Source organism: Devosia sp. Z6_126, assembly GCF_058133495.1.
The window spans coordinates 238,825-253,002 of sequence record NZ_JBYUNO010000001.1 but is presented as its reverse complement, the minus strand read 5'-3'; the positions used below and the strand labels follow the sequence as shown (position 1 = coordinate 253,002).

Below are 14,178 nucleotides of genomic sequence, written 5' to 3'. Positions count from 1 at the left end.
CGTCCTGCCCTGGAAGGGTGAAATCGCCTCCCGTCACCGGCACCTCAAGGAGTCTTCATGGACCATTATGATATCGTGGTGATCGGCAGCGGCCCCGCCGGCCGCCGTGCCGCCGTGCAGGCAGCCAAGCTTGGCCGCTCGGTGCTGGTGGTGGAAAACCGGCTGCGCCTCGGTGGCGTTTCGGTCCATACCGGCACTATCCCTTCGAAAACCCTACGCGAAACCGTGCTCAACCTTTCGGGTTGGCGCGAGCGCGGCTTTTATGGTCTCGCCTATCGGGTGAAAAAGGAGATCGAGGGCAAGGATCTCGGCTCGCGCCTGCGCAAGACGCTCGATTACGAGATCGAAGTGCTCGAGCATCAGTTCGCCCGCAATGGCGTGCGCACCTTTGGCGGCATGGCGCGCTTCCTTGATACCAACCGGATCAGCGTCACCGACCCCGATGGCGAAGAGCACGTCTTTTCCTTTGATTACGCCGTGATCGCCGTAGGCACCACCCCTTATCGCCCCGCCAATATCCCCTTCAACGACCGCTCCGTAGTGGATAGCGATAGCCTCGTGTTCGAGCCGCGCGTACCCAAGAGCCTGACCGTGGTCGGGGCCGGCGTGATCGGCATCGAATACGCCACCATCTTTTCGGCGCTCGATGTGCCCGTCACCATCATCGAGCCCAAGGACACCATTCTCGATTTCATCGATCGCGAGATCATCGAGGAGTTCACCCACGAACTGCGCCAGCGCGGCGTCACCCTGCGTCTCGGAGCCAAGGTCGATCAGGTCGAGCTCGATTCCGTGGGCTGGCCGATCGCGATCCTCGCCGACGGGCGCCGCATTCGCTCCGACATGCTGCTTTATGCGGCCGGCCGCTCTGGCGCGACCGCCAATCTGGGGCTCGAAAACGCTGGCATCACCCCGCAGGATCGCGGCCGCCTCAAGGTCGACCCTGCGACGTTCCAAACCAATGTGCGCAACATCTATGCCGCCGGCGACGTAATCGGCTTTCCCTCGCTCGCCTCTACGTCCATGGAGCAGGGGCGGATTGCGGCCCTTCATGCCTGCGGCGCGGCCATGCACCCCGCTCCCGAGTTCTTCCCCTACGGTATCTATGCCGTGCCCGAAATTTCAACTGTTGGGCTCACCGAGCAGCAGGTGCGCACGCAAGGCATTCCCTATGAAAGCGGCGTGGCGCGCTTCCGCGAAACCTCGCGCGGCCACATCATGGGCCTGCAGTCGGGCATGATGAAGATGATGTTCTCGCTCGAGGACCGCAAATTGCTGGGCGTCCACATCGTGGGGGAGGGCGCGACCGAGCTCATTCATATCGGCCAGGCCGTGCTCAATCTGGGCGGCACGCTCGATTATTTTGTCGAGAATGCCTTCAATTACCCGACCTTGGCCGAAGCCTACAAGATCGCCGCGCTCGACGCCTGGAACCGCATGCCGCGCCAGACCACCCCGCTCGCGGCCGCCTTGCCCTAGACCTCTTCTTCGTGCTCGGACCAGCCGATCACGAAGTCCCGCTCATGGCGCAGCCCGTCCCATTCGCGCAGCACGTCATTGTCGTAGATCAGCGTATAGGGCCCGCGGTAACCGGCATTTTCGGCCGCAACGATGCAGGCGGAGTAATCTGCCTCATCGAGAACCCCAATATCTGAAAAATGCGCCTTGGCATGGCAGAGCTCCGCCCGTCCCGCGATGGATGCCAGCGCCTCGTATTTGTCTGGCCCCGACCAATTACCAAAATCCATCAGCAATCCAACGCGTCCCTCCAGTTGATCGAGCAGCCAATGCACCTGCTGCGGCGTCGACAACAGGTCAAACCAGTTCTCGGTCACGAGCCGCACCGATGAGCCTGCATTGCGGTCAGCGAGGATGCGCAGCGCCGCCACCGAGCGATCCAGCGCCGCCATGGTCGGCTTTTGCTTGCCGGCAATCACCCGGGCATTGTCTGCGCCCAGTGTATTGGCGACTTCGATCCAGCCGGCAATCCAGTCCCGGTCGCGCTCGCCATGCACGGGATCGGTGATGTCGCCCGCATCGATCAACAGGGTCTGCAGCCGCACATCCGAGGCCGCAAGGCTCGCCCGCAGTTCTTCCAGATAAATCGGATCACGGCTGCGCAGGTGAAACGACACCAGCTCGAGCCGGTGATAGCCATGTCGTTTCAGCGCCGAAGGCAGGTCGAGCAGGGTTTCGCTGCCCTCGCCATAGGTCAGCTCCTCCCTCCCCACTTCATTGCTGGTCAAATCATGGGGATAGGTGCTGCCCAGCAGCCGGTGCAGCGACCAGCTCGAAACGGCAATTCGCTCTTCGGGGGTCATGCAACAACACTCCTCTTCGGGTCCCCGAACACTGACCCGCGGGGACAACGGGTGCAAGACGGATCAGGGTGACTGGCTATCGCCCGCTTAACCATCCCGCTCGGGGCTGGCGGCTCCGCCCATCCCGCACTAAGCTGATGGGCAGCAAGGGGGTTCCCATGGCCGAGCAGTTTGATGCCATCATCATCGGGGCCGGCCAGTCCGGACCGTTCCTGGCCGCGCGGCTCGCCGAGGCCGGGCACAAGACGGCCCTGGTCGAGCGCACCCATCTCGGTGGCACCTGCGTCAATGATGGCTGCACCCCGACCAAGACCCTCGTCGCCAGCGCCCGCGCCGCCTGGATGGCCCGCCATGCCGCCGATTACGGGGTCCTGCTCGATGGCCAGGTCCGCGTCGACATGCGGGCGGTCAAGGCGCGCAAGGACAAGGTCGTCAATGCTTCCGTGCAAAGCCTGACCGACTGGCTCGGCACCACGGAGGGGCTCGAACTCATCACCGGCTCCGCCCGCTTCGTCTCGCCCACTGAAGTCGAGGTCAACAACCGCCGCCTCACCGCCCCGCGCCTCTTCATCAACACCGGCGCCCGCCCCAGCATCCCCGATTGGCCGGGCATCACTGATGTCCCCTATCTCACCAACACCACCATCCTCGAACTCGATACGCTCCCCGAGCATCTGGTGATTGCCGGCGCCAGCTATGTGGCGCTGGAATTTGCCCAGATCTATGCCCGCTTTGGCGCCAAGGTCACGATCATCGCCCGCGGCGACCGCCCCGCCAGCCGCGAAGACCCCGACATCTCCGCCGCCATCCGGCAGATCCTCGAGCGCGACGGCGTCCAGTTCCTCCTGGACACGGAAGTCCAGTCCGTCCGTCCTGACGGCCCCGGCATCGCCCTTGCCCTGCGCGGCCCCGACGGCGAGCACACGCTCTCGGGCAGCCATCTCCTCCTCGCGCTCGGCCGCACCCCCAACAGCGAGGACCTCGACCTCCCCGCTGCCGGCCTCCAAGCCGACAAGCACGGCTATATTCCCGTCGACGATCACCTGCGCACGGCGGTACCCGGCATCTGGGCCATGGGCGACATCAATGGCCGCGGCGCCTGGACCCATACCTCCTACAACGAGTTCGAGATCGTCGCCGACAACCTCATCGATGGCGGCACCCGTTCCATTGCCGGCCGCACCACCGTCTACGGCCTCTTCATCGACCCGCCCCTTGGACGCATCGGCATCGGCGAAAGCGAAGCCCGTAAGCTCGGCCGCCCGGTGCTCAGTGCCACCATGCCCATGAGCAAGGTCGCCCGCGCCCGCGAGCGGGGCGAAACCGAGGGGCTGATGAAGGTCTTTGTCGATGCGCAAACCCAGCGCATCCTCGGTGCCGCGATCCTTGGCATCCGCGGCGACGAGGTGGTGCAATCGCTGCTGCAGCTGATGACCGGCGATCTGCCCTACACCTCGATGACGCAGACGATGCACATCCACCCCACCGTCACTGAGCTGCTCCCCACGCTCCTTGCCGGCCTCAAGCCACTGGATTAGCCCCGCTACATCCCCGTCACGAGATACTGCGCCATGAACCACACTTCCTTGGCCAAAAACGGCACCTGGGTTTGCCAGCTGCGATAGCGCGTCGTGGGCGTCGGCGAGGGTCTGGCGATAACGCCCAGCCGGTCCGCGATCATGATTGCGCGGCGCATATGGATGGGGTCCGACACGATCAACACGCTGCCGATCCCATGCGCTTCCAGCACCGCCTTGCCAAAGGCGAGGTTCTCGATCGTCGTGCGCGATTGATCCTCGAGCACAACATCGCCCGCGGGCACGCCGCGCGACACGAGCCAGCGCCGGCTGGCCTCGGCCTCGGTCAAATCATCCTCGGGGCTGAGGCCTCCGGTGACGACAATGCGCCTGACCTGGCCGCGATCATGCAACTCCTGGGCATGGCGCAGCCGCTCCTCGAGCACCGGCGTCGGCCGCTCCCCGATCACCGCTGCCCCCAGCACCAAGGCGGCGTCAGCGGGCTCGGCTGAGCTCGCTTCGCCATAGCGCCAGATATCGAAGGCCATGCCGCCGCACACCAGCACCAGCAAGAAACTTGCGGCGATGATGGCGCGGTAAACGCGCCGCGCTAGGCCCATTCGCCCCCGCGCATCACCGGCTCGCGCGAGCCGTCGGCATGCACGCCATCAATGTCGATCTTGTCCGAGCCGATCATCCAGTCGATATGGATATTGGAGCTGTTGCCGCCCTGGGCATTGATCTGCTCCTGGCTCAAATCCTTGCCGCCCACAAAGCAATCCGAATAGCACTGGCCCTGCGCGATGTGGCAGGAGGCGTTTTCGTCATAAAGCGTGTTGAAGAACAGGATCCCCGACGCCGAAATCGGCGAGGAATGGGGCACCAGCGCCACTTCACCCAAGCGACGAGCGCCCTCATCGGTGTCGAGCACCTTGTTGAAGATATCCTGCCCCTTGGAAGCCTTGAGCTCCACCAGCCGCCCGCCCTCGAACCGGCCCTGCATCTCCTCGATCAGCGCGCCATTATGCGACAGCGGCTTGGTCGCCGCCACATAACCATCCACGCGCATGCGGTGCGGCGTCGTGAACACTTCTTCGGTGGGGATATTGGGATTGCAGGTGATGCCGTTCTTGGCTTCCGAAGCGCCGCCCTTCCAGCGATGCCCATCGGCAAGGCCCACCGTCAAATCGGTGCCCGGCCCGGTATAATGCAGGGCCGAAAACGCCTTGCCGTTCAGCCAGGTCCAGCGGCGCTTGAGATTGGCATTGTGCTCGGCCCAGGCGGCGATCGGATCGGGCTGGTCGACGCGGCTCGCGGCAAAAATGGCGTCGGCGAGCTTGCCCACTGCCACTTCCTCGCTGTCATTGGGAAACACCAGCTTGGCCCAGGCCGCGCCCGGATAGGAGACGATGTTCCAGTTGATGTCGAACCCGGTGATCAGCTGCAGCGCCGGCTTGTAGGCCGCCGAATTGGCGCGATTGGCCCGGCCCACCTTGTCGGGATCCTGGCCGGCCAGCATCATCGGATTGTCGCCCGAGATCGCCAGCCGCGCTGCGTTGTTCTTGAAGGCATCGGCCATGCCCTGGTAGAGCCAGCCCGCGGCGCGGTCAAAGCTCGCCTCACTGCCGTATTTGTAGCGCGCGAGCGTTGCTTCCTCATCGGCATAGATCGTGGTCACGAGCCCGGCGCCTGCCTTATAGGCATGCTCGGTGATCCGGCGCACCAGCGGCACCGCGCTCAAGGGCGCGGTCATCACCAGATCCTGGCCGGGCTGCAGCTGCAGGCCCACCTTGATGGCAACTTGCGCCAGTTTGTCGAGCTTGACGGGATCGATGGGGCCATTGGTGGTCATGGAATAAAACCGAAGCAGTGAACAACTGCGGCCAAACTACCCGCTCCCACCGCGCCCGGCCAGCCAAAACGCTACTCCATTTGATCTAGATCAAGAAGCGCATCTCCCGCCGGGGCTAGAACCCTCTCCAGAAACAACGGAGAGCCGGAAATGACCATTCTCATCGTCGCTGCAATTGTTGCCATGTTCGCAGCCTTCATGGCAGCCCTGGCTTATGGCGAATACACCACCGACACGATCTGATTTTCTCGGCTGGGCACTCTGTATCGAGCCCCCGGCACTCCAACCCGACCAGCGGCGCGGCTTCCCTTCCCGGAAGCTGCGCCGTTGCTTTTTTGCCCCTCACCTTACCACCCCTCACATCGGCGTGAGTTTTGGCTCTTGGCAAAACGCGGCTCTTCCTCTAAGAACCATCCCCTGTTCCGAGCCAGGGAGGCGTTGCATGACAGTATCGATCACCGTTTCCCCATCGGGTCGACGCTAGTCTAGGCGTTGCCCGGGCTGCCCCTCGCGGCGCCGCTTATTCCGCCACAACCTGATGTCTTGCTCCGGGGCCTTTAAGCCCTTCCGGTTGTGCGTTTCTCCCATTGCCATCGAGGACCGGTGCGCCAACGCCGCCGGAAACCCCCAATGTCGTCAAACAAGCTTCCTTTCCGCGCCGATGCCTTTCGCGACGTGCTCGGCTTCACCTTTGCCCATTGGCGGGGCCAGCCCTGGCGCATCGCCACCATCGCGACCCTCGTGCTGCTGGCAACGCTGGCCGAAGCGCTAACCCCCATTTTTGCCGGGCGCCTCGTTGATGCCGTGGCCTCCGGTTCGGGGCAGGACGAGAGCTTCTGGTGGTCGGCGGTGATCGCCTTTTGGACCATGGTCGGGCTCTATCTGAGCTCGGTCGTGCTGCGCCAGCTCGTTTACTTCAACATCATTCCCTTCACCCTGCGCATCATGAGCAATGTGGTGAACACCGCTTTTCATCGGGTGCAGCGCTTCTCGACCGATTGGCACGCCAACAGCTTTGCCGGCTCCACCGTGCGCAAGATCACGCGCGGCAATGGCGCCATCGATTTGCTCAACGATACGCTGCTGGTCGCCCTTTGGCCCTCGCTGCTGATGCTGATCGGCGCCACGGTGATCCTCGGGCTGGCCTGGCCGGTCATGGGCCTTGTCGTCGGCATCGGCTCGATCATCTTTGTCACCGTCACCGTGCTGATGTCGGTCAATTTCGTCGCCCCCGCCGGCGCCCTCGCCAATGCCTGGGATACCCGCATGGGCGGCGCTCTGGCCGATGCCGTCAGCTGCAATTCCGTGGTCAAGGCGTTCGGCGCCGAGGAGCGTGAGGAGCGCCGGCTCGAAAGTGTCGTCGCCAAATGGCGCTCGCGCACCCGCCGGGTCTGGACCCGTGGCACGATCAATAGCGGCGTGCAGGGCGCGATGATGGCGCTGATGCAGGCCGCAGTCCTCGGCACGGCCCTGCTGCTCTGGCGCCAGGGCGCCGCTTCGCCGGGCGACATCACCTTTGTCCTCACCATGTTCTTTGTGCTGCAGGGGCATCTGCGGGACGTTGGCCAGCACATCCGCAACCTGCAGCGCTCGGTCAACGACATGGAAGAACTGGTGCGCCTCAACCATGAGCCGCTCGGTATCGACGACAAGCCGGGCGCCAGACCCATCCGCATCACTGCGGGTGCGATTGAGTTCGACCACATCACCTTCCAGTACGGTTCGCACCAGACTGCGCTCTACCGCGATTTCTCGGTCGAGATCGCGCCGGGCGAACGGGTGGGTCTCGTGGGTCATTCCGGCTCGGGCAAGACCACTTTCGTCAAGCTGATCCAGCGCCTTTATGACGTCAATTCGGGCGCCATTCGCATCGATGGGCAAAACATCGCCGACGTGCAGCAATCCTCGCTGCGCGGCCAGATCGCCATTGTGCAACAGGAGCCAATCCTGTTTCACCGCACCCTGGCCGAAAACATCGCCTATGCCCGCCCCGGTGCCAGCCGCGCCCAGATTGAGCAGGCCGCCCGCCAGGCCAGCGCCCATGATTTCATCATGAACCTGCCCAAGGGCTACGAGACCATGGTGGGCGAACGGGGCGTCAAACTCTCGGGCGGCGAGCGCCAGCGCGTCGCCATCGCCCGCGCGTTCCTCGCCGATGCGCGTATCTTGATCCTGGATGAAGCGACCTCGAGTCTGGACAGCGAAAGCGAAGTGCTGATCCAGCAGGCCATGGAACGCCTGATGGTCGGCCGCACCACCCTTGTCATCGCGCACCGCCTCTCAACCGTACGCGCCCTCGATCGCCTCCTCGTCTTCGACAAGGGCCGCATCGTCGAGGAAGGCACCCATGACCAGCTGATCGCCCTCAAAGCCGGCATCTACCGCCGCCTTTTCGAGCGCCAGGCCCTCGAACTCACCAAAGGCCTCAAGATCGCCTGAGGAAAGCGCGGGCAATCACCCAGCTCCAAGCGGTCGATCACCGCTGATCGGGAGCGTCACCCTCCCCTCGGGGGGAGGGACGGGGGGGGGGAACGAGAGGCCCAAACCTCATCGCCCCCCCACCCCTTCAAAACCCAAAACTACTCGACTTCGAGCGTCACCTCAAAACCCTTGCGCGACACTTCGCTATAGGGGCAGATCACATGGGCGCGCTGCACCACATCCTCGGCGGTGGCCTTGTCGAGCCCCGGCAGGTGCACTTTGAGCGCCGCCTGGATCCAGAAACCCTCGCCGTCTTCGCGGTCCCGGAAGCTCACTTCAGCCGTCACCGTCGAATCCTCGCTGATCGGGGTCTTGGTCTTGCGCGCCGCACCCTTTATCGCACCCAGAAAGCAGGCCGAATAACCCACGGCAAACAACTGCTCGGGATTGGTGCCGCGCGCGCCGTCGCCGCCCAGCTCCTTGGGCGTGGTCAGCGTCACATCGAGCACGCCATCATCGGTCGCGCCGTGGCCGGAGCGGCCACCGGTGGAAGTGGCGCGTGCGGTGTACATGATCTTCGTCATTGCTTTTGATCCTTTGCTGGGTCGAGCCCCAAGCTTAGTCTGTCCAGTGCTTGCCGTTGCAAGGCTTTTGACCGGCTTGGTTACGTCTCATTGAACGCCTCGATCGCTAATATGGTCGCATCGGCGGCAGGAAGGCCTCAACCGGCCAAAGCTACCTGCACCATTGCTGAGGCCTTGCCTTCCCTCCCCCTTGAGGGGAGGGACCGAGGGAGGGGGTCGCGGTGTTCTTGCACCGGCGCTTCCTCGCCGCCGTACTATTGGGGGCGCTCCAGCGAACAATGCCTTCGCCTCGCGCCCGATGGTTGGAACAATGCAGGGGCACTATATCCAACTGGACATTCAGCCACCCCCGTCTCCGAAAGGCCCGACCATGATCGACGCCAGCGTTCAAACCGATATCCGCTCCCAGCCCCTCCTGCCGCTGACGACGCGGCTGGGTCCCGTCCATCTTGCGGTCACCGACCGTGCCCAAGCCCTCACCATCTGGCGCGACGTTGTTGGCCTGCGCCTGCTGTCGGAAACCGGCAATGCGCTGGTGTTGGGGGCAGGGGATCAGCCCCTCATCGTGCTCGAAACCGGCGCCCTGCGCCCATCCGTGGCGCGCACGATCGGGCTTTATCATGTGGCCATCCACGTCCCCAGCCGCGCCGACCTCGCGCAACTGGCGCTGCGCGCGCTCGCCCATAATGTGCGCATCGCGCCCACCGACCATCTGGTGTCCGAAGCCATCTATCTCTGGGACCTCGACGGCAATGGCATCGAGATCACCTTCGAGACGCCCTGGCGCGGCACGCTCGGCCATCCCGACCAGGGTCATTATGCGGTCACCGCCGATGGTCAGCCTCATTCGGGCCGCGACCCCATCGACCTGCGCGGCCTGCTGGCTGAACTCGGCCCCAACCCGCTGCCCCAGCAAACGATGCCGGCCGGCACCCGGATCGGCCATATCCATCTGCATGTAACCGACCTCAACCTTGCCACCACATTTTACCGGGACGTCATCGGCTTTGCCGGGTTCCTTTTGATCCATTCCTTTGGCATGGGCGATGTCGGGCTCGACTACATGCCCCATACCCTGGCCTACAACATCTGGTCGGGTCCCGATGCCGTGCTGCCGCCGCCCGGCTCGGCCGGCCTGCGCTGGTTCACCATCACCGTGCCCGATGCGGCGACCCTCGCGGCTGTCGAAGGGCGGCTGCAAAATTCGGGCGCTCCAATTGCCCCGATCGAGAGTGGCATCGAAACGCGTGACCCATTCGGCAACCGCGTGCATATTGTGGTTGGCTGAGCCCTGGTGAACAGGCGTTCAGAACCCGTTCATCAAGGTGGCAGAACCATGAAAAACGCTGATGACGTGCTGCAATTCTGGTTCGTCGACCATGGCCCGGACGACTGGTTTGGCGGCAAGCCCGACTTCGATGCTGCCCTAAGCGAGGGCTTTGCCGAAACCCACGCCCGGGTCGGCAAGGCAGAAGCCTGGACCTGGCGGCACAGCCCCGCCGGGCGCCTCGCCGAGATCATCGTGCTCGACCAGTTCTCGCGCCAGCTTCATCGTGGCACCGGCCAGGCTTTCGCCTGGGATTCCATGGCCTTAGCTCTGGCACAAGAAGCCCTGGCGCTCGATGCCGACCATGCCGTGGAAGCCATCCGGCGGCCGTTTTTCTACCTGCCCTTCATGCATTCGGAATCCATCATCATCCAGCATGAAGGGGTTCGCCTCTATCAGGCGCTGGGCGATCCCGAGCAGCTGCAGTTCATGCTCGATCACCTGCACGCCATCGAGCGCTTCGGCCGCTTTCCCTTCCGCAACAAGGCCTTAGGCCGCACCAGCACCCCCGAGGAAGAGCACTACATGGCCGAAGCGGGTGATCGCAGGTTTTAGCGCAACCATGCTCTCCCTCGCTCCGTTGAGCGCAAAAGGAGATCGATAATGGAAGTTCAATCCGGCCCATCCATCTGGCTGATCCTGCTCACCATCGGCGTCATCGCCCTCGCGCTCGCCGTGGTGTTCGGCATCATGCGCAACCGCAATCGCACCCCCGGGGAAAAGGCCGTCACGGAAGCCGCAACCCGCGCAACCTACCAGGCCGAAGACCGCGACCGCACCTAGCTAAGGAGCGCCGGGTCCACCAGGGCCCCCTTCTGCCCGATCACAATGCCAGCGACCCGGTGCGCCGCCTCTGCCGCCTCCTGCAGGCCCTTGCCGGCCAGCCGGGCGCTGAGATAAGCGCCGTTGAACGAATCCCCTGCGCCCGTCGCATCGACGACGCTCCCGGCCGGCGGTGGCGCGACTTTAACCCGCTCGGTAGCAGTCGCCACCAGGGCGGGATTGCCACCATCCTTGACCACCACTTCCCCGACGCCAAGCTCCAGATAACGCTCGGCTGTTTCCTCGACACTGCGGTCGCCAAACACCGGCGCTTCGTCGCCATGGGTGGGCAGGACGATGTCGCAAAGGCTCGCGGCCGCCGTCAGCATTGACGCCATCACGCGCTGGCTGGTCCACAGCGCCGGGCGCAGATTGGTGTCGAACACGACAGTCGCCCCCGCCTCACGTGCCGCCACTACAGCCCCCAGCAGGCGGCCCCGCGCCCGCGGCTGCAGGATGGCCAGCGTGATACCGGAGAAATACACCATGCTGGCGCCCTCGAGCGCGGCGTGGAGAGCACCCTTGTCCTCGGCCAACAGTCGCGCTGCCGATTGGTCGCGCCAATAGGTGAAGTGCCGGTCCCCCCCTTCCTGATGGATCAGGTACAGTCCAGGGCGGCGGTTCTTGATCGTGCCGATATGCTGGGTGCCGATCCGGTGCTGCTCAAGGAACGCCCGGATATCGGCGGAATAGCGGTCTTCGCCGAGCGCCGTGAAGTAGTCCACCGACCACTCAGGCTCAAGGAGAGCGCGCATATACCAGGCCGTATTGAGCGTATCGCCGGCATAACCGAGCCGGTATTGCCGGTCCTCGCCCCCGCTCATCTCGATCATGCATTCTCCGATGCTCACGAAGCGCTTGCTCAAGACTGAACCCTCCTGTTGTGGCTCCGCTTATGAGCGCAAATGCCGCTCTGCTGCAAGACCGGGTGCGACAGCTTCACCGCTGGAAAGCGGCCAAGTTGATCTTCCATACAAGCGCGAAGCTGCTTATGGTGCGCCCGCTTACAGGAGTTTACTTGCCGATGCCGCGTTTGAACGCTTCCTTGCTCGCCAATCCGCCACAAGGCGTCCGTGTGCCCGATTACGATCGAGGTGCGGTGACACCCGGGATTGTCCATCTGGGCATCGGCGCGTTCCACCGGGCTCACATGGCGGTCTATGTCGACGATCTGCTGGCCCAGGACCCGAGCTGGGGCATTGTGGGCGCGAGCCTGCGCCGCCCTGACACCAAGGATGCGCTTGAGCCGCAGGATGGGCTGTATACGGTTGCCGTGCGCGACGCTGCGGGCACCAGCACGCGCATCATCGGCTCGATCCTCAGCGTCATGGATGCCAATACCCAGCGTGAGGAATTGCTGGCGCTCCTGGCCTCTCCTGCCATCCGCATCGTTTCGCTGACAGTGACCGAGAAAGGCTATTGCCACGACCCGGCCACCGGCGAGCTCGACGAAAACCATCCCGATATCACCTACGATCTGGCCCATCCCAGCGAACCCCGCTCGGCTCCCGGCATCATCGTGGAAGCCCTGGCCCGCCGCCGCTCGGCACAACTGCCCCCATTCACGGTGATGAGCTGCGACAATCTCCCATCCAACGGCCACACCACCGCCCGCATCGTGACCCGCTTTGCGGCGTTGCGAGAGGCCGAACTGGCCCGCTGGATCGAGGACAATGTTCGCTTCCCCAGCACCATGGTCGACCGCATCGTGCCCGCGACGACTGACGCCGATCGCGCCATGATCGAGGCGGCGACCGGCGTTGCCGATGCCTGGCCGATCATGACCGAACCCTTCACCCAATGGGTGATCGAGGACAGCTTCTCGGCTGGCCGGCCCCAGTTTGAGCGGGCGGGTGCTACCATTGCCGAGGACGTCGAGCCCTTCGAGCGCATGAAGCTGCGCATGCTCAACGGCTCCCACTCTACCTTGGCTTATCTGGGCTTTCTGGCGGGCCACCAATATGTCGCAAACGCCGTCGGCGATCCGGCTTTCGCCGCGCTGATCCGTGGTTTGATGACCGAGGAAGTCATGCCCACGCTCGACATGCCGGGCGTGGATCTGGGCGCCTATCGCGACCAGTTGCTCGAGCGGTTCAGCAATCCGGCCCTCCAGCACCGGACCTGGCAGATTGCCATGGATGGCAGCCAGAAACTGCCCCAGCGCCTGCTTGGCACTATCCGCGACCGCTTGGCGGCCGACCAGCCATTCACCCGGCTCGCGCTCGGGGTTGCGGCTTGGATGCGCTATGTCACAGGTGTGGATGAAAGCGGCGAAAGCATCGATGTGCGCGATCCGCTCGCCATGCGAATGATGGCGATCGCGGCTGATGCCGGTGATGATCCCGAAGCGCTGTTCGATGGTCTGGTCGCTCTCAGCGAGGTGTTCGGCACCGACCTGCCGGACAATGCCGCGTTCCGTGCGGCAGTGCTCGCTCATCTCGATAGCCTCTACGAAATCGGCGCTGCCCAGACAGTCGCCGAGGTGGTACGAGTCTGAGCCGCTAGCCTAGCCGCGCACCGCACCTTTGCGCCGCTGGCGCGCTGCCACCAAGCAGCGGGCCAGCCGCTCTGACCAGAACTGCACGCCATCCACTTCGAGGATCTCGTCGTGGCGGATTTCGATCATCGTGGCCTCAAGCCCCCGGCCGTCGCCATGCTGTTCCAGCGTCAGGGTCACACCGCTCTGGGCGGCATAAGGCAGGTTCCAGCCGACATTGAGTTCGGGATCCTCGGCCTTGAGCGCGTCATAGAGCGCCCGGGTGAAGCGCTGGTCACTGCCATGGATCAACCCGATGGGCCAAGGTCGCGCTACCCCGTGGTAAACGGGGGTAAAGGAATGCACGCAAACCAGAACCGCTTCCCGTCCGGCATGGCGTCGCGCTTCCAGCAAGGTGTGGATGGAGGCGTGGTAGGGCTGGTGGAAGTGGCTGATGCGGAATTGCCGCTCGGCTTCATCCAAATTCTCATTGGCCAGGATCGGCGTTGCTTCCGACAAGGTCCAGATCAAATCGGGTGCATCGAGCGCGCGATTGCAGTCGATCACCAGCCGGGACACCGTTGATTGCACGAGGGGCGCGTCGAGCGCGTCGGACAAGGCCCGGCTGACGGCAAGTGCCCCCGGATCCCAGGCGATATGGCTCAGCCGTTGGACCTGCGACAAACCAAGATCGCCATAGCGTTCGGGAATGCGGTTGGAAGCGTGGTCGCACACGATCACGAAGGGCGATGTGCCCCGCGCATTGGTGACCACCACGGCCTTATCGGACGATACCACTACTTTGCCCCCGAACAGGTCCGCTCGCGAGCCGCACTAACCCCAGCCTCGGGCAAGCTG

Annotated in this window: 13 protein-coding genes; 7 read left to right on the top strand and 6 right to left on the bottom strand. The window is 64.0% G+C overall.

The genetic code is table 11. From position 1 onward, the window contains the following. Positions 1–57: 57 nt before the first annotated feature. Positions 58–1,479 (top strand): Si-specific NAD(P)(+) transhydrogenase, encoded by a 1,422-nt coding sequence (gene sthA, locus AC3YOG_RS01275; RefSeq protein ID WP_173088814.1) that lies wholly within the window; start codon positions 58–60, stop codon positions 1,477–1,479. On the opposite strand, the gene AC3YOG_RS01270 is transcribed toward sthA, so the two are convergent. Further along, the gene (locus AC3YOG_RS01270; RefSeq protein WP_489933774.1) at positions 1,476–2,321 is read right to left on the bottom strand and encodes a sugar phosphate isomerase/epimerase family protein; all 846 of its coding nucleotides are present in this window, start codon (positions 2,319–2,321) and stop codon (positions 1,476–1,478) included. The two genes, sthA and AC3YOG_RS01270, sit on opposite strands and share 4 nt — an antisense overlap. 158 nt (positions 2,322–2,479) lie before the next feature. Between AC3YOG_RS01270 and AC3YOG_RS01265 the strand changes: the two genes are divergently transcribed. Further along, positions 2,480–3,859, top strand: coding sequence for an FAD-containing oxidoreductase (locus tag AC3YOG_RS01265; protein WP_489933773.1), 1,380 nt, complete (start codon positions 2,480–2,482; stop codon positions 3,857–3,859). Between the two features lie 5 nt (positions 3,860–3,864). Here AC3YOG_RS01265 and AC3YOG_RS01260 read toward each other — a convergent pair whose 3' ends face one another. Further along, complete coding sequence (locus tag AC3YOG_RS01260) at positions 3,865–4,458, bottom strand: YdcF family protein (protein WP_127752009.1); 594 nt, start codon at positions 4,456–4,458, stop codon at positions 3,865–3,867. Beyond that, positions 4,449–5,690 carry an aminopeptidase gene (locus tag AC3YOG_RS01255; protein WP_489933772.1) on the bottom strand — a complete coding sequence of 414 codons (1,242 nt, stop codon included), beginning with the start codon at positions 5,688–5,690 and terminating at the stop codon, positions 4,449–4,451. The genes AC3YOG_RS01260 and AC3YOG_RS01255 overlap by 10 nt, the downstream gene beginning before the upstream one ends. A 630-nt stretch (positions 5,691–6,320) precedes the next feature. On the opposite strand from AC3YOG_RS01255, the gene AC3YOG_RS01250 reads away from it, so the two are divergent. Continuing rightward, positions 6,321–8,129 (top strand): ABC transporter ATP-binding protein, encoded by a 1,809-nt coding sequence (locus AC3YOG_RS01250; RefSeq protein WP_489933771.1) that lies wholly within the window; start codon positions 6,321–6,323, stop codon positions 8,127–8,129. A gap of 140 nt (positions 8,130–8,269) precedes the next feature. Here AC3YOG_RS01250 and AC3YOG_RS01245 read toward each other — a convergent pair whose 3' ends face one another. After that, the gene (locus AC3YOG_RS01245) at positions 8,270–8,695 is read right to left on the bottom strand and encodes an organic hydroperoxide resistance protein (RefSeq protein WP_489933770.1); all 426 of its coding nucleotides are present in this window, start codon (positions 8,693–8,695) and stop codon (positions 8,270–8,272) included. 370 nt (positions 8,696–9,065) lie between these two features. Between AC3YOG_RS01245 and AC3YOG_RS01240 the strand changes: the two genes are divergently transcribed. From AC3YOG_RS01240 to AC3YOG_RS01230, 3 genes are read left to right on the top strand one after another with little or no spacing between them, the layout of a single operon-like run. Next, positions 9,066–9,983, top strand: a complete 918-nt coding sequence (locus AC3YOG_RS01240; protein ID WP_489933769.1) for a VOC family protein — start codon at positions 9,066–9,068, stop codon at positions 9,981–9,983. A 48-nt stretch (positions 9,984–10,031) separates the two neighbouring features. After that, positions 10,032–10,577 (top strand): DUF924 family protein, encoded by a 546-nt coding sequence (locus tag AC3YOG_RS01235; RefSeq protein ID WP_489933768.1) that lies wholly within the window; start codon positions 10,032–10,034, stop codon positions 10,575–10,577. Between the two features lie 48 nt (positions 10,578–10,625). Then, the gene (locus AC3YOG_RS01230) at positions 10,626–10,805 is read left to right on the top strand and encodes a hypothetical protein (RefSeq protein WP_127752015.1); all 180 of its coding nucleotides are present in this window, start codon (positions 10,626–10,628) and stop codon (positions 10,803–10,805) included. Here the strand turns inward: AC3YOG_RS01230 and AC3YOG_RS01225 are convergent. Continuing rightward, positions 10,802–11,710 (bottom strand): sugar kinase, encoded by a 909-nt coding sequence (locus tag AC3YOG_RS01225; protein ID WP_489933767.1) that lies wholly within the window; start codon positions 11,708–11,710, stop codon positions 10,802–10,804. The genes AC3YOG_RS01230 and AC3YOG_RS01225 overlap by 4 nt on opposite strands. A 158-nt stretch (positions 11,711–11,868) precedes the next feature. Here AC3YOG_RS01225 and AC3YOG_RS01220 point away from each other — a divergent pair, with 158 nt between their 5' ends. Beyond that, entirely contained in the window at positions 11,869–13,341 is a 1,473-nt protein-coding gene (locus AC3YOG_RS01220) for a mannitol dehydrogenase family protein (RefSeq protein ID WP_489933766.1), read from the top strand. Between the two features lie 9 nt (positions 13,342–13,350). On the opposite strand, the gene AC3YOG_RS01215 is transcribed toward AC3YOG_RS01220, so the two are convergent. Continuing rightward, complete coding sequence (locus AC3YOG_RS01215) at positions 13,351–14,118, bottom strand: N-formylglutamate amidohydrolase (protein ID WP_489933765.1); 768 nt, start codon at positions 14,116–14,118, stop codon at positions 13,351–13,353. Positions 14,119–14,178: the final 60 nt, after the last annotated feature.

Excerpts from the sequence above, each read along its gene's own strand:
- sthA (WP_173088814.1), top strand. The coding sequence starts at position 58 with ATGGACCATTATGATATCGTGGTGATCGGCAGCGGCCCCGCCGGCCGC.
- AC3YOG_RS01245 (WP_489933770.1), bottom strand. The coding sequence starts at position 8,695 with ATGACGAAGATCATGTACACCGCACGCGCCACTTCCACCGGTGGCCGC.
- AC3YOG_RS01260 (WP_127752009.1), bottom strand. The coding sequence starts at position 4,458 with ATGGGCCTAGCGCGGCGCGTTTACCGCGCCATCATCGCCGCAAGTTTC.
- AC3YOG_RS01235 (WP_489933768.1), top strand. The coding sequence starts at position 10,032 with ATGAAAAACGCTGATGACGTGCTGCAATTCTGGTTCGTCGACCATGGC.
- AC3YOG_RS01255 (WP_489933772.1), bottom strand. The coding sequence starts at position 5,690 with ATGACCACCAATGGCCCCATCGATCCCGTCAAGCTCGACAAACTGGCG.
- AC3YOG_RS01265 (WP_489933773.1), top strand. The coding sequence starts at position 2,480 with ATGGCCGAGCAGTTTGATGCCATCATCATCGGGGCCGGCCAGTCCGGA.
- AC3YOG_RS01220 (WP_489933766.1), top strand. The coding sequence starts at position 11,869 with ATGCCGCGTTTGAACGCTTCCTTGCTCGCCAATCCGCCACAAGGCGTC.
- AC3YOG_RS01240 (WP_489933769.1), top strand. The coding sequence starts at position 9,066 with ATGATCGACGCCAGCGTTCAAACCGATATCCGCTCCCAGCCCCTCCTG.
- AC3YOG_RS01230 (WP_127752015.1), top strand. The coding sequence starts at position 10,626 with ATGGAAGTTCAATCCGGCCCATCCATCTGGCTGATCCTGCTCACCATC.
- AC3YOG_RS01250 (WP_489933771.1), top strand. The coding sequence starts at position 6,321 with ATGTCGTCAAACAAGCTTCCTTTCCGCGCCGATGCCTTTCGCGACGTG.
- AC3YOG_RS01270 (WP_489933774.1), bottom strand. The coding sequence starts at position 2,321 with ATGACCCCCGAAGAGCGAATTGCCGTTTCGAGCTGGTCGCTGCACCGG.